At 66.8% G+C, this 17,858-nt stretch carries 17 protein-coding genes; 13 read left to right on the top strand and 4 right to left on the bottom strand.

From position 1 onward, the window contains the following. Positions 1-56: 56 nt before the first annotated feature. Together ACQU6B_RS05555 and ACQU6B_RS05550 are read left to right on the top strand one after the other, a co-directional pair. Positions 57-1,073 carry an aldo/keto reductase family protein gene (locus ACQU6B_RS05555; RefSeq protein WP_430869051.1) on the top strand — a complete coding sequence of 339 codons (1,017 nt, stop codon included), beginning with the start codon at positions 57-59 and terminating at the stop codon, positions 1,071-1,073. Positions 1,074-1,387: 314 nt separating this feature from the next. Continuing rightward, entirely contained in the window at positions 1,388-2,698 is a 1,311-nt protein-coding gene (locus tag ACQU6B_RS05550) for an amidohydrolase family protein (RefSeq protein ID WP_430869050.1), read from the top strand. Between the two features lie 14 nt (positions 2,699-2,712). Here the strand turns inward: ACQU6B_RS05550 and ACQU6B_RS05545 are convergent, their stop codons facing one another. Then, entirely contained in the window at positions 2,713-3,666 is a 954-nt protein-coding gene (locus ACQU6B_RS05545) for a PDR/VanB family oxidoreductase (protein WP_430869049.1), read from the bottom strand. Next, complete coding sequence (locus ACQU6B_RS05540; RefSeq protein WP_430869048.1) at positions 3,663-4,298, bottom strand: helix-turn-helix domain-containing protein; 636 nt, start codon at positions 4,296-4,298, stop codon at positions 3,663-3,665. The genes ACQU6B_RS05545 and ACQU6B_RS05540 overlap by 4 nt, the downstream gene beginning before the upstream one ends. Before the next feature lie 178 nt (positions 4,299-4,476). Between ACQU6B_RS05540 and ACQU6B_RS05535 the strand changes: the two genes are divergently transcribed. From ACQU6B_RS05535 to ACQU6B_RS05495, 9 genes are all read left to right on the top strand, one after another. Further along, positions 4,477-5,721 carry an amidohydrolase family protein gene (locus tag ACQU6B_RS05535; RefSeq protein ID WP_430869047.1) on the top strand — a complete coding sequence of 415 codons (1,245 nt, stop codon included), beginning with the start codon at positions 4,477-4,479 and terminating at the stop codon, positions 5,719-5,721. After that, positions 5,718-6,488, top strand: a complete 771-nt coding sequence (locus ACQU6B_RS05530; protein ID WP_430869046.1) for an ABC transporter ATP-binding protein — start codon at positions 5,718-5,720, stop codon at positions 6,486-6,488. Before ACQU6B_RS05535 ends, ACQU6B_RS05530 begins: the two co-directional genes overlap by 4 nt. Continuing rightward, positions 6,488-7,309: an ABC transporter permease gene (locus ACQU6B_RS05525; protein WP_430869045.1), complete on the top strand. Its 822-nt coding sequence runs from the start codon at positions 6,488-6,490 to the stop codon at positions 7,307-7,309. Before ACQU6B_RS05530 ends, ACQU6B_RS05525 begins: the two co-directional genes overlap by 1 nt. Before the next feature lie 63 nt (positions 7,310-7,372). After that, the gene (locus ACQU6B_RS05520; RefSeq protein WP_430869044.1) at positions 7,373-8,566 is read left to right on the top strand and encodes an ABC transporter substrate-binding protein; all 1,194 of its coding nucleotides are present in this window, start codon (positions 7,373-7,375) and stop codon (positions 8,564-8,566) included. A 35-nt stretch (positions 8,567-8,601) separates the two neighbouring features. Further along, positions 8,602-9,360, top strand: coding sequence for an SDR family NAD(P)-dependent oxidoreductase (locus ACQU6B_RS05515; protein ID WP_430869043.1), 759 nt, complete (start codon positions 8,602-8,604; stop codon positions 9,358-9,360). Positions 9,361-9,388: 28 nt separating this feature from the next. After that, complete coding sequence (locus tag ACQU6B_RS05510) at positions 9,389-10,726, top strand: FAD-binding oxidoreductase (protein WP_430869042.1); 1,338 nt, start codon at positions 9,389-9,391, stop codon at positions 10,724-10,726. Continuing rightward, positions 10,723-11,532 (top strand): creatininase family protein, encoded by an 810-nt coding sequence (locus ACQU6B_RS05505; protein WP_430869041.1) that lies wholly within the window; start codon positions 10,723-10,725, stop codon positions 11,530-11,532. Before ACQU6B_RS05510 ends, ACQU6B_RS05505 begins: the two co-directional genes overlap by 4 nt. Then, complete coding sequence (locus tag ACQU6B_RS05500; RefSeq protein ID WP_430869040.1) at positions 11,529-12,116, top strand: pyridoxamine 5'-phosphate oxidase family protein; 588 nt, start codon at positions 11,529-11,531, stop codon at positions 12,114-12,116. The genes ACQU6B_RS05505 and ACQU6B_RS05500 overlap by 4 nt, the downstream gene beginning before the upstream one ends. Further along, the gene (locus tag ACQU6B_RS05495; RefSeq protein ID WP_430869039.1) at positions 12,085-13,224 is read left to right on the top strand and encodes a methylenetetrahydrofolate reductase C-terminal domain-containing protein; all 1,140 of its coding nucleotides are present in this window, start codon (positions 12,085-12,087) and stop codon (positions 13,222-13,224) included. Before ACQU6B_RS05500 ends, ACQU6B_RS05495 begins: the two co-directional genes overlap by 32 nt. Here ACQU6B_RS05495 and ACQU6B_RS05490 read toward each other — a convergent pair. Continuing rightward, positions 13,221-14,141, bottom strand: coding sequence for a LysR family transcriptional regulator (locus tag ACQU6B_RS05490; protein ID WP_430869038.1), 921 nt, complete (start codon positions 14,139-14,141; stop codon positions 13,221-13,223). The genes ACQU6B_RS05495 and ACQU6B_RS05490 overlap by 4 nt on opposite strands. Positions 14,142-14,233: 92 nt before the next feature. On the opposite strand from ACQU6B_RS05490, the gene ACQU6B_RS05485 reads away from it, so the two are divergent. Continuing rightward, positions 14,234-15,370, top strand: coding sequence for a TDT family transporter (locus tag ACQU6B_RS05485; protein ID WP_430869037.1), 1,137 nt, complete (start codon positions 14,234-14,236; stop codon positions 15,368-15,370). On the opposite strand, the gene ACQU6B_RS05480 is transcribed toward ACQU6B_RS05485, so the two are convergent. Then, positions 15,360-16,367: a quinone-dependent dihydroorotate dehydrogenase gene (locus ACQU6B_RS05480; RefSeq protein ID WP_430869036.1), complete on the bottom strand. Its 1,008-nt coding sequence runs from the start codon at positions 16,365-16,367 to the stop codon at positions 15,360-15,362. The genes ACQU6B_RS05485 and ACQU6B_RS05480 overlap by 11 nt on opposite strands. Positions 16,368-16,399: 32 nt before the next feature. Between ACQU6B_RS05480 and ACQU6B_RS05475 the strand changes: the two genes are divergently transcribed. Beyond that, positions 16,400-17,857 (top strand): leucyl aminopeptidase, encoded by a 1,458-nt coding sequence (locus ACQU6B_RS05475; RefSeq protein WP_430869035.1) that lies wholly within the window; start codon positions 16,400-16,402, stop codon positions 17,855-17,857. Position 17,858 lies beyond the last annotated feature (1 nt).

The raw sequence follows: 17,858 nt of genomic DNA, 5'->3' as shown, positions 1-17,858 counted from the left end.
CCAGCGCGTAGCAAAAAGGTGAAGTCGCCCGTTTCCGGGGTGATTAGGGTGAACGTATGACTGCATATCGCTACCTGGGCAACTCCGGCCTCAAAATCACGGAGCTCACCTATGGCAACTGGCTGACGCACGCGTCACAGGTCGCCAACGAGCAGGCCGAGGCCTGCGTCAAGGCCGCGCTCGACGTAGGAATCACGTCGTTCGACACCGCCGACGTGTACGCCAATACCGGCGCGGAGACGGTGCTCGGAAACATCCTGCAGGGCGAGCGGCGCGAGAGCCTGGAGATCTTCACCAAGGTCTACTGGCCCACCGGGCCCAAGGGCCCCAACGACACCGGGCTGTCGCGCAAGCACATCATGGAGTCGATCAACGGCTCGCTGACGCGCCTCAAGACGGATTACGTTGACCTTTACCAGGCCCACCGTTACGACACGGAGACTCCGCTCGAGGAGACCATGACCGCGTTCGCGGACGTCGTGCGCCAGGGCAAGGCGCTGTACATCGGCGTCAGCGAGTGGACCGGAGACCAGATCCTGGCCGGAGCCAAGCTCGCAAAGGAACTCAACATCCAGCTCATCTCGAGCCAGCCGCAATATTCGATGTTGTGGCGCGTGATCGAGGACGAGGTGGTGCCGGCTTCCAAGGAGGCGGGGCTCTCGCAGATTGTCTGGTCCCCCGTCGCTCAGGGCGTACTCACGGGCAAGTACCTGCCCGGTCAGCCCGCCCCTGCGGGTTCGCGTGGCACCGACGACAAGGGTGGCAAGGACATGATCAGCCGCTTCCTCGGAAACGACGAGCTGCTGACTCGGGTGCAGAACCTCCAGCCCATCGCCGCCGAACTCGACCTCACGATGGCGCAGTTGGCCGTGGCCTGGGTGCTACAGAACGACAACGTCGCCGCGGCGATCATCGGGGCGTCGCGTCCGGAGCAGGTCTACGAGAACGCCAAGGCCTCCTCAGTCACCATTCCCGCGGAACTCATGACTCGCATCGACGACGCACTTGGCGACGCCGTGGTGCGCGACGCTTCGATGACGGTGAAAACCAGCCCGCAGACCCGACCGGTCTAACCGCCTGACCGGCCTCACCGGCTGGTCACCACCCTTCGGGGTCTGCTTGGCCCCGCCTCCCAAACACAACAGAAGGGGCCCGCGACCGTCCAGGATCGCGGGCCCCTTCTTATTGTTTCAAAGGAGAAAACAATGCTTGTGCGCCTGGCAGGTACGCACACTTCTTCAACGGGCAAACGGCCGCGATTGTTCCCCGTCCTGCAATCATCTTTTCGCAAGCTTTCAACGGTGCCGAACACCCGTCAACTGGCTCCGTCACGCGTCGATAGCGACGGCGCCACGAAGTGGAAACACGAGCGTGGCAAACTGCCCACATGTTGCTAACAGACGCGCTCGGCATCGTTGTAGATCCGCTTGACCCAGCCACCGAAAGGGCTGGGGACATCGCCTTTGACGGCGCGACAGTGGCGTCGAGAATCGCCCCGCTTCCAGGCGAGGATCAGCTCGACGTGTCGGGTTGCATCGTGACGCCGGGGTTGATCAACGCCCATCATCACCTGTTGCAGACGGCCTTCCGTACGCTGCCAGGCACGCGTGGCGTGCCGATGCGCGACTGGCTTCCCACCATGGCCGACGCCTACGCTGCGGCGGGCCTCGATGCCTCCCTCAGCGCGGTAGCTAGCGCGGCCGGAATCGCCGAATCGCTCCTCAACGGGGTCACGACGATCGCGGATCATCACCTGAACTGGCCGCACGGCGGTCCCGTCGAGGACCAGGTGGCGATCGCCTCGGCAGTCGTCGACTCCGCTTCGCTACTCGGCGCGCGGCTAGTCTTTGTCCGCGGCTCCGCTCGCGACGATCCGGAGGAGGCTGCGCTCAGCGCCACGGCCATCGTGCGGCATCTCTTGCGGGCCGGCCACGAGGGCGGTGTGCGCCCGGACGGGATGCTGCAGATTGCGGTTGGTCCCGCCGGCGTGCACTCCGACCCGGAGGCGACCTTCCGCCTGTTGCGCGAGGTGGCGGTGGAGCACGGCCTGCGCCGACGCACCCAAGCCAATGAGCAGGTGGACACGGCAATCGCGCTCGAGCGTTACGGCCGGCGGCCGCTCGACCTGCTCTCTCAGTGGGGTTGGCTGGAACCCGGCGTGACCATCGCGCACCTCTGCGACGTGACCGACGCCGAGATCGAGCGCGTCGCGTCAGCCGGAGTGTCCGCGACGCACGCACCCGGATGCGACGTGCCCATGGGGTGGGGCATCGCGCCGGTCCGGCGCTTGCTCGATGCTGGCATTCCCGTCGGGCTTGGTACCTCCGGCGGCGGCTCGAACGATGCGGGCCACCTGCTCGCGGACGCACGGCTTGCCATGCAAGTGTCGGGACTCGTCGGTCCGCAGCTCGCGGCCCGTGAGGTGCTGGCTATGGCGACGGCCGGCTCGGCGCAGGGACTGGGGCGCAGCGACCTAGGTGTGTTGACACCCGGCGCCGCCGCTGACGCTTGCGTGTGGGACGTCTCGGGAGTCGCCGATGCCGCGGTGGCGGACCCCATCGCTGGCCTGCTGTGGGCGTCCCCCGGACGCAGGCCACGCCACGTCATCGTCGCCGGTCGCCTGGTCGTGCGCGACTACGAACTGGTCAACTCGGACGAGAAGTCGCTAGTAGCCGACCTGGACCGACGGCTGGGCTGAGCGCCTGCTCCCTCCTAAAGGTCTAGCACCAAGCGGGGGCAGGCTGCGCGCGAGACGCACACATACATGACGTCCCCCCTGTCGCGCTCGGCCGGGGTGAGGATCGAGTCTCGGTGATCGACCTTTCCCTCGATGACGGGCGTCTCGCACGTGCCGCACGTACCCTCGGTGCAACTTGAAAGCACCAAAATCCCCTCCTCCTCAACGGCCGCGAGGATAGATTTGCCAGGTGGAACCTGCACCGTGATGCCGGACATGGCGAGCTCGACTTCGAACGCGTCGTCGCGAACGGGAGCGGTCAACTCCACCGGAGTGAAGTGCTCCATGCGCACCTCCATTTGCAGCGCCACCGCCGCGCTCGTCACCGCGTCGAGATACCGGGAGGGGCCACAGGCGTACACCACGGTGCCGGGCTCGAGGTTGGCGAGCTCGGACTCGAGGTCGAGGCGGGAGGCCTCGTCGGACACATGCACCGCGAGCCGTTCGCCGTGCATACGCTCGAGCTCCTCAACGAGTGCCATTGATTTGCGGGTTGAGCCGGAATAACGGAGCAGGTAGTCGCGGCCATCGTCCCGCGCGGCTCGCGCCATCGCGACCAGCGGGGTGACCCCGATGCCCGCGGCCAGGAAGAGCGCGGGCCCCGTACCGGTGTCGAGTTCGAAGTGGTTGCGGGGGCCTTCCAGGGTCAGCGTCGCACCCACCGCCGCGTTGTCCGCGAGCCAGCGGGAACCTCCCCTGCCGGCGTCCTCCCGCAGCACGGCGATCCGCCAACGGTCGCTGCCCGGTTCCCCGCACAGGGAGTATTGACGCACCATGCCCGCGGGCATCACTACGTCGACGTGGGCGCCCGGGGTCCATCCGGGCAGCGACGCACCGGTAGTCGCGACCAGGTCCACGACGATCACGCCGCCAGCGGTCTCCTCGCGTCTGACCACAATGACCCCAAAAGGTCCGCTGGCTTGACTCATGATTCCTCCGTAGGCGCCGGCCGTGGCTGCCTGGCTGTTGTTCGCGGCTGTTCCTTGACGACCAGGGCGTGGAAGCCGCCGGGGTCGACGGCCCGCCATCGGTGCGGCACCTCGGATTCGCAATACACCGAATCCCCCGGTTCCAAGACTTGGCGTTCACCGTCGAGTTCCACCTCAATGCGCCCGGCAACCAGGTACAGGAACTCGTGCTCGACGTGGACGAACGGCTCCCCGAATTCGAGGTGGTGACTGGTGATTGATAGCGGCCTAAAATGCGCGTCGGCGTCGGCCACGAGCAGCCGCGCCTCGCCCTCCCCATAGGTGCCCTGGGCAGCTTCCGCGGCCGCAGTAACGCGCGAATGCCCCACCGAGCCAGCCGGTCGAGAGTCCGTCAGCAGCTCGATCTGAGACGTTCCAAGCGCGTGAGCTATCCGCCCAAGAGAGTTGAAGCTGGGAGTCGCCTGGCCCCGTTCTACCTGGGAGAGGAACGAGTGGGAAAGAGCGGAAAGGCTCGCGAGGCGCACCAAGGTCATCCCCCGCAGCCGCCGCAAGGCGCGGATCCGTCCACCGAGCGCTTTGCCCGTGGATTCGTCCGACGCCGTGTCGCCGGCGATACGTCCTGGCGTGGTCATCGACCCTCCGATGCTCGGCCGGGTCAATCCCTAGCCGCTGGTAAGGGACGTTAGTCCTGAATTGTGACGGCAAATTTACTGTACGAAATCGCCGTGTCACAAGCCGGAAACTCTCGACCACTAGTGTCCTGAATGTTGATGAGGTCAACATTACCCCTACATGGCAGGCGAGGTGAATATGACGAATAGTGGCGAGTTCCCCAGTTTGATCCGCGGTGCACACCTGCCCGACGGGAGTGCCGTAGACGTCACGATTAGCGGTGGCACGGTGACCTCCGTGCTGCCCAGCGGCACGGCGCGCGTGCCGTCGGACGCCTCGGCGATTCTCGATCTGGATGGCCATTTGCTGCTCAGCGCGACGGCCGAGCCTCACGCTCACCTGGACAAAGCCGGGTCGTGGGATGCGATCCGTCCACCGATGGGAGACCTGCGCGCTGCCATCGTCAGCTGGCGCGACTACGCGGACGCCATGACCGAGCAGGACATCGTCACCCGCGCTCGGGCCCAGGTGCTGCGCAACGTCCGCAACGGAACCACGGCAATTCGCTCTCACGTGGACCTCCTGCGCGGAGACGACCCCCTGCGCGGGATCCGCGCCATCAACACGGTTCGCGACGAGCTCCACGACTTGGTCGATATCGAGATCATCTCCCTCGTCCCCGCGGACATCCCCACGTCGGTTGTCGAGGCCTCGCTTGACGCCGGCGCAGACGGCATCGGCGCAGCCGCACACCTCGCTCCCGAGCCGTTCGTGGAACTCGACCGCATACTCGCGATCGCCGAGCGAAACGACTGCGTGCTGGATATGCACACGGACGAGTCCCTCGACGAAGTCGTCACGCTCGGTAGGCTCGCCGAACGCACCCGCGCCTGGAGCAGGAACGTGACTGCGGGGCACTGCGTGCGCCTCGGAACCGTGAGCGTCGAGGAGCGTGACGGGCTGATCGAAGCCGTGGTGGCGTCCGGAATAGGCGTGATCGCCAACCCCATCACCAATCTGTACTTGCAGGGATGGGAACACGAGGTTGCCACCCCGCGCGGCCTCACCGCCGTCCGTGCCTTGGTCGATGCGGGCGCTCGCTTTGCGGCCGGGGCAGATAACGTACGCGACCCGTTCAATCCCATGGGTCGATCGGATGGCCTAGAGACGGCCATGCTGCTCGTTGTCGCCGGCCACCTCACTGCCGAGGAAGCGTTCCACGCCGTCAGTGGTGGCGCCCGCGAAGTGATGGGCTTGGCGAGCTCGGGCCCCACCGCCGGCGCCGCCGCCGACCTGCTCGCTGTGCGCGCTTCGCATCTCACCCACGCGATCGCCGAGGCGAGCGCGGATCGTGTGGTCCTGCACGGCGGCCGAGTCGTCGCGCGCACCCAGTCGCACTCCGAATTCCCCACCCTCGACACTGCCTCAGTGAGGACACGATGAGCACTACTCAACCCGCCGCACCGGCGCCCACAGGGCGCGCCGAACTCCTCGGTTTCGACAATGTCGAGATGACCTTCCCGGATGGGACGGTCGCGCTCCAGGGAGTGGACCTGTCCCTCAAACGCGGCGAGTTCGTCACGGTGGTGGGACCCTCGGGTTGCGGAAAGTCAACGCTCTTGCGGATTGCCTCAGGACTCGAGACCGCCTCAAACGGCTCGGTCCACCTGGCGACCGACCGCATCGGCTATGTCTTCCAGGACGCCACTCTCCTCCCTTGGCGGACTACGCGAAGCAACGTGGAACTCCTGGCAGAACTGCACGGGGAGTCCAAAGCCAGGCGCACCCAGGAAGCGCAAGAGGCGATCGACCTGGTCGGCCTGAGCGGCTTTGAGGATCACTTGCCGCGGCAACTCTCCGGCGGTATGAAGATGCGCGCATCGTTGGCGCGTAGCCTCACCCTCGATCCAGAGGTGTTCCTCTTCGACGAACCCTTCGGCGCGCTCGACGAGATCACCCGCGAGCGCCTTAACGACGAACTCATCCGCCTGTTCGACGAGAAGAAGTTCGCCGGGCTCTTCATCACGCACTCAGTCTCCGAGGCCGTGTATCTGTCGACGCGAGTCATCGTGATGTCGGGCAGGCCAGGCACCTTCGTCGGTGAGTACGAGGTGCCATTCGACATGCCCCGTGACCCCGAGATCCGCTTCACTCGCGAATATGCGGAGCTTGTCGGCGAGATCTCCCACGCCCTAAGAGAGGCGCACTAATGTCTACCGAGAATGTCACGTCGCCCGCACCGTCACGCACGAGCAAGGCCGCGAAGTCGGGCCTTCGTACCTGGGTCCCGCCGCTGACGATCGCGGCACTGCTGGTGGCCGTCGCGTACATCGCCAATGCGATGCTCGGCAAGAGGTCCTTCCTGCTGCCTGCCCCCCACGAGGTCATCACCAAGTTATGGGATCCGACGTCAGCACCGGATATCTGGGTCGCGATGTGGCGCACGACCGTGGTCTCGCTCACCGGCCTGCTCATCGCCATTGTGGTGGGCGTGTTGTGGGCAATCGTGATGCACCAGACCGGGTGGATGGAACGAGCACTCTTCCCCTATGCGGTCATGCTGCAGGCCATCCCGATTCTCGCCATCACCCCGCTCATCGGCTTCTGGTTCGGTTACGACTTCACCGCCCGCGTCGTGGTGTGCGTGATCATCGCGTTGTTCCCGATGGTCTCCAACACCCTGTTTGGCCTGCAATCCGTGGACCGCGGCATGCGCGAACTGTTCAAGCTGCAAGGCGCCACCCAGTCAATCGTGCTCAGCAAGCTCGAAATGCCAGCTGCGCTTCCGGCCATCTTCGCGGGAATGCGCATCTCCGCGGGCCTGTCTGTGGTGGGCGCGATCGTCGGCGAGTTCTTCTTTCAACGAGGCACGCCGGGCATCGGATCCCTCATCAACAAGTACAGCGCGCGCTTGCTCTCTGAAGAGCTCTTCGCGTCCGTGCTGGTCGCCTCCCTCCTGGGAGTGGTGATCTTCCTCATCTTCGGCTGGATCGGTAATCGAGCAGTCGGCAAGTGGTACGACTTCGGCTAATCGGCCGTCGTCGCAACCGCCCGTAAGGGCCCTCTCCCCCACGTATCAACTAAGGAGCGCAATATGCGAGTCCCCTTCAAGAGCGGCATCGTCCTCACGGGCATCGCCGTGTCCGCCCTCACGCTGGCGGCATGCTCAACCGATGCTGAGCCGGAAGCTTCCGCTTCGGCCTCGGCTTCCTCCACCACCTCCGCGATGGCCGGCGCGGTCGACCTGTCGGGCGTTTGCCCTGCGGACATCAAGATTCAAACCGACTGGAACCCTGAAATGGAGCACGGCCACCTGTACTCCATGCTGGGCTCGGAGTACACGGTCGACTCCAACAACAAGTCCGTCACCGGACCACTCATCGCCTCCGGCGCGGACACCGGCGTCGACATCACCGTCCTGTCAGGCGGCCCCGCAGTCGGCTACGCGCAGCCCAACACCCAGCTCTACTCCGACGAATCGATCTTCATGGCGTACGTCGGAACGGACGAGTCGATCGCCCACTCTGCCGACCTGCCGACGGTCGCCGTTTTCCAGCCGCTCGAGAAGGACCCGCAGATGATCATGTGGGACCCCGAGACCTACCCCGACGTGACCTCGATCGCCGACCTAGGCGCCGAGGACGTCACGGTGCGGGTCTTCCCAGGCGGCGTCTACATTGACTACTTCGTCGGCACTGGTGTGCTCTCGGACAGCCAGGTAGACACGACGTACGACGGCACCCCCGCGGTGTTCGTGGCCGAGGACGGCGCGATCTCTCAGCAGGGCTTCGCGTCGGCAGAGCCGTACATCTACGCGAACGAGGTCGAAGCCTGGGCAAAGCCCGTTGGCTACGAACTCATCAACGATGCCGGCTATCCCAAGTACGCGGCGTCGATGTCGGTACTCCCCGAGACCGTGACCGAGTACGCGGATTGCCTAGAACTGCTCGTCCCGATCATGCAGCAGGCAGAGGTCGACTACTACGACGGCACGTTGCAGGCTTCGGTCGAGGCGCTAGTGCTCGAACTGGTCGACGCCTTCGACACCGGCTGGGTCTACTCCGCTGACGTCGCGGAGTTCTCGTTCGACACGATGATTGCGGACGGCATCGCCTCCGATGGCCCCGACGGCATCCTCGGCACCCACGACGCAGAGCGCGTCGCGTCCCTGTTCGACATCGTCCTGCCGATCTACGCGGAGCAGGGCATCGAGGTCGCGGAAGGCCTCACGCCTGAGGACCTGTACACGAACGAGTTCATCGACGAGTCCATCTCGCTCGGTTTCTGATCTCAACTATCACCCCCACTCAGTAAGGACCACGCATGACAGCCTCTCCGGTAACGACCATCCCCCGCCTCGCACGACAGCGGGTCATCGTTACCGGAGGGGCGCGTGGCATTGGCGCCAGCATCGCCTCCCGCGTTGCGGCCGAGGGCGCCTCGGTGGTGATTCTTGACCGTTTGGCCGATCAGGCCCAAGCCGCAGCGAGTGAGTACGGCGGTCACGCGGTGGCCGTCGACCTGGCGGACGCAGCGGACACTGAACGCGCCATGGCGGAGGCGATCAGCCACCTGGGCGGCGTCGACGTGCTCATTAACTGCGCGGGGATCTTCGCGTTGCGTCCCCTCCTCGACATCACCGTCGACGAATGGGACGCGATGCTCGACATCAACGCCCGCGCGATGCTCCTGACCATGCAGCACGCGGGCAGGGCGATGATCGCGGCCGACGGCGGCGTCATCGTCAACCTCGCGTCAATGGCCGCCAAGAAGGGCGGCGCCATGGAGGGCCACTACGCGGCCTCGAAGGCGGCGGTCGTGGCCTTGACCCGAGCCGCGGCGCTCGAATGGGGCGCGCACGGGGTTCGCGCCAACGCAATCTGTCCTGGATACGTCCTGACGGAAATGGGCGCCGCAACCCGGACCGAGGAGCAGGTCTCGCAGTGGTCGAGCCAGTCCCCCCTCGGCAAGCTTCCCTGCCCCACCGATGTCGCGGACATCGCAGTCTTTCTTGCCAGCGACGAGTCTTCGTTCATGACTGGACAAGCGCTCAATCTCACCGGCGGCATGGTGATGCACTAATGCCGCCACTCGACTCCCGGAGGATCTCATGACCGATCTCAAAGCTGTCGACGCGGACCGCGTCGATGCACTCATTACTGAACTCGAGTCGCTTCTTGGAGCGTCAGCCGTCACCACCGAGGATGCCGCGCTCGAGCGGGCGTCGGTCGACGGTTCCTACCTGTCCCCCGTGATCACCCGCCTGCTGCCGCTGGGTCGCGCTCAGGTGGTCGCCACCCCCGGCTCCTCGGATCTGATTGCTCAGACCGTCGCGGCCGCGGTGCGCCACGGAGTCCCGATCACGCCGCGCGGCAAAGGCACGGGAAACTACGGCCAGGGCATCCCCATGGCGGGCGGCCTCGTGCTCGACACCAGCCGCGCGCGCAAGATCATCGAGGTCGGCGACGACTACATCGAGGCGGAGGCCGGCGCCGTGATGTGGGCCCTCGAACAGACCGCCAACAAGGCAGGCAAGCAGCTCTGGATGTACCCGTCGACCGCGCAGACCACGGTCGGCGGATTCATCGCCGGCGGGTCCGGCGGGACGGGGTCGATAGCGAACGGACTGCTCCACCAGGGCTTCGTGAAGGCAGTCGAGGTGGCCCACGCGCTGCCCGAACTCACGACGGTGTGGGTGGAGGACGACGAGGTGGCTCCCTACCTCCACAACTACGGCACGGCGGGCATCATCACCAAGGTTCGCGTAGCCATCGAGCCTCTGCAGCCGTGGCGAGCCTTCTACGCCAGCTTCGACACGTTCGAGCAGGTTGTCGCGCTCATCAAGCCATTCGCGGCGCTTGACCCCGCGCCGCGGCTGGTCTCCGGCGACCGCACGGAGCTAGCGCGTTGCCTGCCCGCCGACCTCGGCATCGCCGACGGCAAGGCGTCGTTGCGGGCCATCCTGGACGAAGCCACGCTCGCCGAGGCGACAAGGCTCGTCGAGGAGGCGGGCGGGCGAGTTGACGACGTCCGCGAGGGCGCACGGCACACCGTTCAACTATCCATGAACTCTTACAACCACCCAGTCGAGTGGCTGCAGAAGTCCGCACCAGGCAAGTACTTCCACGTGGAGGTGCTGGGTGACGCGCTCGTCGACAATCTTTCCGGGGTTGAGGCCTGCTATCCGGACGGGATGCTGCACATCGAGGCACAGAAGGCTCGTCCCATAGGGATGCTGACCGGAACCTACACTTCGACGGCGGACGTGCTGGCGGGCTTTGACCGGCTGGCAGCGCTCGGGGTCCGGACGCATAATCCTCACCAGTGGGCGGTGGATTTCGAGCCCGAACGCACAGCCGCCCTGGCGGCCACCACGGACCCGGGCGGCCTGCTCAATCCGGGCAAACTGGGTGCCGTAGTCTCCGAATACACCGGGACGCAGATGTGAGCGCCTCCGCCCCCGCCACTCGTGAGCTCGCCGAGCTCACCGGACCCGAAGCAGCTGCCACGCTGACAGCTGACTCGATCGTCGTGCTACCTATTGGCTCGATCGAGCACCACGGCGATCACCTACCGTTGGCGACCGATCTCATCATGGCCGATGTGCTGTCCTCCCGCATCGTCGCCCAGGCGGCCGCTTCCGGGCAGGACGTGTGGCGTCTGCCACCGCTGGCCTACACCAAGTCCGACGAACACCACTGGGCTCCCGGCACCTTCTGGATAGGCGCCGACGAGCTGTTAGCCACTCTCAGGAGCATCGGCCGCTCCCTGGCGGCCACCCCAGCCCGCACCCTGGTCCTCTTCAACGGACACGGCGGGAACGTGGCGCTGCTCGGCGTTGCGCTGCGCGAACTACGGCGCCTCTACGGGCTGCGCACGTTCGCGATGTCCGTCGCCGTTCCGTCCGGCGACGGCGACAGCGCGGGCATCGGCGGCCCCGACGAGGAGGGGCTAGGCATCCACGGGGGTTGGGGTGAGACGTCCCTGCTCATGCACCTGCGCCCCGAGTTGGTGCACGCGGACAGGTTCAAGCGCGCCATCCCCGAGGGCCTGTCCTCGAACCGACTCATCGGCTTTGGCGGCGCGCCCGTGCAGTTCGGCTGGCTCAGCGACGACTTTGGATTCGACGGCCTCCTGGGCGACCCCACGGGGTCGACCGCGGAGGTGGGCGCCGGCATCGCGACAGACCTTGTCGCGCGTTCGGTGGCCGGCCTGGCGGAGATCGCGACATTCAACCCCAAGGGAACCTCATGAGTCACAGAGAACCGCTGTCGCACGGCTTTCCCGCAGACCCGTGGGACCTGGTGCTCGATTGGCTACCCGGCGAGCCCAACCAGTTCCTGTTCACCCTGTCCACGCTCGACGATGGCGTGCCTGATGCGCGCACCCTGGTGCTGTCGGAGGTCTCACGCGAGGGCTTCTTCTTCCACACCGACGTCGCGTCTCGCAAGGTCGCCCAGATTGAGGCGGACCCGCACGTCGCGCTGACCGTGCTCGACCTGGACAACGCGCACCAGCTGGTGGTGCAGGGCACCGCGCTACGAGCCGCGACGGGTGAGATCGCCCAGGCCTACAGGGACCGCGGAACGTATCTGCAACAGCTGGCATGGATGAACACTCACGAGTTCGCCGCACTGGAGCAGAGCGAGCGCGAGCACCGCTGGGCGCAGTTCGAGACCGAGCGCACGCACGGGTTCACCCAGCCGGAGGGCTGGACCGGTTTTGTGGTGCGGCCCTCGCGGCTCACCTTCTGGCTGGGCTCGGCCGACACCGCGTCGCGACGAGTCGAGTACAAGATGGAGTCCGATGAGTGGACGGCTACGTTCCGTGCCGGGTAGTACCGAGCCACAACGCGTCGCCGATGCGCCGGTCGCCCCCGTCGCTCAGGGCACGGCCGGTTGCCCCAAGAACATGGAGTACGGGCCGTGCGGCGGGGTGGACTTTTCCGGCCGCTGTGAGGTGGCGGAGCACGCGTGTTCGTTCCTCGAGTTGGCCCCCGTGCGGTGGAAGGGCGCTCGCGACGATGCCGACCACGCCCCCTCGATGGCTCCCGATCCCGCCGGGGACGTGATCGCTCCGGCCGGGGCACAACGCATGCGCGAGCGCATCGACGAAGGTCCGATCGTGGTCGCGGACTTCCCCGCCCGAGCTCTCGATCCAGCGTCGTTGCGCGACTGCGCCCGAGCCCTCTCCGGCTCCGTCGACGCGGCGCTCGCGGGCGACTCGGGTACCGCCCGCGTGCAGTACCCCCCGTCGTACCGGGCGCTGCTACTGCGCGAGGCCGGCATCGCGCCCTGGATGGGAGTCAACGCTCGCGACCGTAACCGGGTCGCGCTAGAGGCGGAGGCCGCGGGGTTGGCTCACGCCCAGGCCGCCGGGGTGCACTGTGTGACGGGCGACCACACCCGCATCGGCTCCCGACCGGACGCCGCCCCGGTATTTGACCTGGACTCCACCAAACTTGCAGCACTCATGGCCCAGCGCGGCCACCTGGTCTCCGTCGCCGAGGCTCCGCTGTCTCCTCCTACCCATGCCCGGCCCGCTAGGTTGCTGGAGAAGCAACGCGCCGGGGCCCAGATCTGCTTCGTCAATCACGCGGGGGGCGTGGGGCCAGTCCGCGATTTCATCACGCGAGCCCAGGCGCTTGGAGTGACGATGGGCTTCATCCCCTGCGTGCCAATCATCGTCGATCGCTCCAGCGCGGACCTGATCCGCGGCTTCACTTCAATGGCGCTGCCCGAGGGCTACCTGGAGGAAATCACCGAGTCGGACGATGTGCAGGGCGCTGGCATTCGCGCCGCGATAGACCTGTCGCTGGCGTTCCTGCAGATTCCCGGCGTCGTGGGGGTGGACCTCTCGGGCGGGCCCGGCGCGGGGCGCGAGGTGGAGTTTGCTGAGGCTGAGGCTGCCATCGGCGCGCGCGTGCGGGCAGCCGTAGCTCCCTAGCCGGGGGTTGTGCCCGCCGCGCGTCGCGCGATGTCCAGGAGTCGCCTGACAGAATCGTGCCGCTGTCCGCGGGGATCCCAGACCGCGACGATGGGCCGGGGGAAACTCAGGTCCTCGGTCTCCACCCGCGTGAGTCGGCCCGCTGCAATGTCGTCCGCCACCGCGAGCGCGCTCAGCACGGCCACTCCCCCGCCCGCCATCACTCGCGAGCGGATCGCGAGCGCTGTCGGCAGTTCCGCAGCCGGCTCCGCGATGGAGAGTCCCACCACGGCGAGCCGGACCCGGCGTTCCAGCGTGGTGCGGGTGCCGGAACCACGTTCGCGGCTAATCAGGGGCGTCGCCGCGAGCTCCTCAACGGTGACCGATTCGCGTTGCGCCCATGGGTGCGTCGTTCCCACCACCACCAAAAGCTCATCGCTGGCCACGACCATCGAGTCCAGGTCCGTTGGCACGTCAGGAGTCTCGATGAATCCGACGTTGTATTTGCCCTCTCTCACCCCCTCGACGACCGCTGCGCTGTTGGCGGCGGTCAACTCGAGCCGGGTCGCGTCTCCCACGGAGGCAAAGCGGGTGAGCCATAGCGGCATGAGGTGCTCCGCGACTGTCAGGCTGGCTGCCACGCGGACGTGAGACTCCTCGTCACGCTTGAGCGCATCGACGGACGCGTCGAAGGAGGCGGAACGCGTCAGCAGGTCGTGCGCCCACTCCGCGATGACCACCCCTTCGGGTGTCAGGGCCGTTCCGCGGGTGGAGCGCTGAAACAGGCTCAGCCCCCACTGACTCTCTAGCGCGCGCATCCGCGCGGACACCCCCTGCTGCGACACCCCCAGGACGTCCGCGGCGGCGCTCAGGGATCCGTACTCGTGCACCGCGACCAGCATGCGCAGCGGCGCCAGCTCGGTGGGTTGGCGAGTCATGCGCGACTTCTCTTCATGGGTACAACATTAACTTGTGTCGCCACTATCTGGCGCGCGAACCGCGAAAATGGCCCGCGCCGCACAATCGAAGCGTGACTACGACAACTCTGTTCCCGGCGCATTTCTCCAGCAACCTGGCCTCGCGCACGCGCGGTGCCGCCTTCACGCTGAGCGCGCGCTACTCGCCGTCCTGGTTCACGCCGGTGATGGGGACCTCGATCATCGCCGTCGCCCTCACCACCCTGCCAATCGCCAACTCCGCCACCGCCGTTGTCGCCGCAGCAGTGTGGGTGCTCGGAGCGTGCGTCATGGTGGCGGCGGCCACCGCCTGGGCCCTGCAGGCGCTCTGGCACCCGCGCACAGCGGCGAGTCACCACGCGCACCCCATCCGGGCACACTCTTACGGCGCACCGGCGATGGGCATCATGTCCGTCGGGGCCGGCGCCTACCTCGCGGGCCCAGCGGTGTTACCCGCCCAGGTCGCCCTCGGGATCTTCATCACGCTGTGGGTAGTCGGCACCCTCATTGGACTCGCGGCCGCCACGATCGTTCCCTACGTGATGTTCACGCGTCACACCTTCGAGTCCGATGGCGCCTTTGGCGGTTGGCTCATGCCCATCGTCGCTCCCTTGGTCTCCGCGTCCACTGGTGCGCTGCTCATCGAGCATGTCCGTGACGGCCAGGCCCGACTCGACTTCACGCTCGCGCTGTTCGCAATGTTCGGAGCCAGCCTGATCGCCTCCATCATCGTGACCACTCAGGTGTGGAGCCGTCTCATGCACAAGTCGGTCCCGGCGGCAGTGATAGTGCCCACCACGTGGATCGTGCTGGGCTTCCTGGGCCAATCCACCACCGCTGCGAGCCTCCTGGCCGACCACAGTGCGTCCGTCATGGGACCGGTCAGCGCCGCCATCGCGCCGAAGGTAGCCGTGCTCTACGGCGTGCCGACCATGGGCTTCGCGATGATGTGGCTGGTCATCGTCCTTCTGCTCACGCGGAATGCGCTGCGACGCGGGTTGCCGTTCACCATGTCGTGGTGGTCCTTCACGTTCCCGGTTGGTACCTGCGTCACCGGGGCGTCATTGTTGGCAGCGAACACCGGATCGGGGGCCCTCGCCGCGCTGGCCGTCGCGCTCTTCGCGCTGCTCGTCGTCGGGTGGTCCGTGACCGCGTGGCGCACGCTTGAACTCGCCAGGACTCGAGTCGCCGCGGCCTGGGCTACCGAGTGAGCTCGGCGTTGAGCCGCGCTACCCACCACGGACCGTTGTAGACAAAGCCCGTGTAGGTCTGGAGCAGGGTGGCCCCCGCCGCGAGCAGCGCTCTGGCGTCGTCCACGGAGTCGATCCCGCCAACGCCGATGATGACCATATCCGGACCGACGCGCACGCGCAGTCGCGAGACCACTTCGAGCGCTCGCGCCCTCACCGGCGGACCGGACAGCCCGCCCGGGCCCCGGTCGTGCGAGATCGTCGTGTTGGTCGCCACAATCCCGTCGAGCCCCAACTCGAGCGCGAGGTCGGCGACAGCGTCGACGTCCTCGTCAGCTAGGTCGGGGGCAATCTTCACTAGCAACGGGACGGTCACGCCCGCGTCTTTGATGGCAGCGCGGACGGCCACCAGGATGGGGCGCAAGGCAGCGGTCGACTGGAGGTCACGCAGGCCCGGGGTGTTGGGCGAGCTGACATTCACCACCAAATAGTCCGCGACCGGCGCCAGCACCCGCGCTGAATACGCGTAGTCCTCGGCTGCCTCGGCAGCCGGTGTCGCCTTGGTCTTGCCGATGTTCACGCCCATGACTACCTTGGCGCCGTAACTCGACGAGCGCATCACGGAGAGCCGCTCGGCCACCGCATCGGCTCCCTCGTTGTTGAAGCCCATCTGATTACGCAGCCCGCGGACGTCCAGTTCACGCCAGGAGCGCGGGCGCGGGTTACCCGGTTGCGCATGGGCGGTCACCGTCCCGACTTCGACAAAGCCGAAGCCTGCTGCGGCGAGGCCGCGTACCGACTCCCCGTTCTTGTCCATACCTGCGGCCAGACCCAGCGGTGCAGGGAACGTGACGCCCATCGCCTTCACGGCGCCGCCAGCGTGAGGCGAGCTCACCAGCCCGCAGGCCCGCGCGGCCCTAAAACCCGCGAAACCGTAGTGAAAGGCGTTCACGCCGAGGCGGTGAGCGGCCTCAGCGTCGAGCTTGGATATGGCGTGGCGATACAGAGATGAGTACACGTCACCAACCTAGCGGGGGTTAGGCTCGTTTCATGACTTCAATACACGCGACAAGCGACAACCTTTCAACTCTGACGGCCGATGCGCTCATCCTAGGAGTGACCGAGGACGGGGCGATTTCTCCTCACGGTCAGCTCGATGACGACACGCTAGCGGGGCTCAACGAGCTCGCGAGCAAGCTGGACGCCTGCGGCAAGGTGGGCTCCACCACCGTCGTTCCCGGCGTAGGCCTCTCGATTAAGCGAGTGGTGCTGGTAGGACTCGGCGATGGCTCCACGACCGACCTGCGACTCGCGGCCGGTTCCGCCGCGCGCGAGTGCGGCAAGGACCCCGCCAGCGTCGTCATCGCCATCGAGGCGGACGACGAGGGCATCGCTGCTATGACCGCTGGCGCGCTCTTGGGTGCCTACCGCTTCGTCGACTACAAGTCGGATGCCGAGTTTGACGAGGACGAGACAGACGAGGACTCGGGTACGTCCTGGCTGGTCGCCGGCGCGAGCGAATCCGCCCTCGAGCGCGGCCGCGTCGTCGCCGGAGCGGTCGCGGGCACCCGCGACCTGGTCAACACGCCGCCGCTGGACCTGTTCCCCGGATCGTTCGCGGAAATCGCCGAGGGCTACGCCCAGGCAATGGGCGTCGAGGCGACCGTGTTTGACGTTCAGCAGCTCGCCGAGCAGGGCTTCGGCGGCATCCTCGGCGTGGGCATGGGCTCGTCCCGCCTGCCGCGACTGGTGCGCCTCGAGTGGAAGCCCGAGGGAGCCAAGCAGACCGTGGCGCTGGTGGGCAAGGGCATCACGTTCGACTCCGGCGGACTCTCGCTGAAGCCGCCGAAGTCGATGGAAACGATGAAGACGGACATGGCCGGCGCCGCCGCCGTCATGCACACGGTGCTTGGCGCGGCCCGCGCGAACCTGCAGATCGGCGTCGTGGGCTGGCTCTGCCTGGCGGAGAACATGCCGTCCGGTACCGCTCAGCGCCCGTCCGACGTCATTCGCATCTATGGCGGCAAGACCGTCGAGGTGCTCAACACCGACGCGGAGGGCCGCCTGGTGCTCGCGGACGGACTCGTGCGAGCAATCGAGGAGAACCCCGACGTGGTGCTTGACATCGCCACGCTCACGGGCGCGCAGGGCGTAGCGCTCGGCACGAGGACCTCCGGAGTCATGGGCGTCGACGAGATCCGTGACGAGGTCGTCGCCGCGGCAAACGCCGTCGCCGAGCCGATGTGGCCGATGCCGCTGCCCTCACACCTGCTCAAGCAGCTCGACTCGAAGGTGGCCGACCTGCAGAACATCGCGGGCCCCGCGGGCGGAATGCTCTCCGCTGGCGTCTTCCTCCAGCAGTTTGTGGGAGACGCGAAGTGGGCTCACCTGGACATCGCGCGCCCCGCGTACAACGAGGAGGCGCCCTTCGGCTTCACGCCCGCAGGCGGCACGGGTGCCGGCGTGCGCACGCTGCTCCACTTCCTTGAGGTGCGCGCCAACGCGTAGC

Origin of the sequence: Demequina aurantiaca (genome assembly GCF_050598105.1) — a bacterium.
GTDB lineage: Bacteria > Actinomycetota > Actinomycetes > Actinomycetales > Demequinaceae > Demequina > Demequina aurantiaca_A.
The sequence above is the reverse complement of the archived record's forward strand: the minus strand, read 5'-3'. Positions and strand labels throughout refer to the sequence as shown.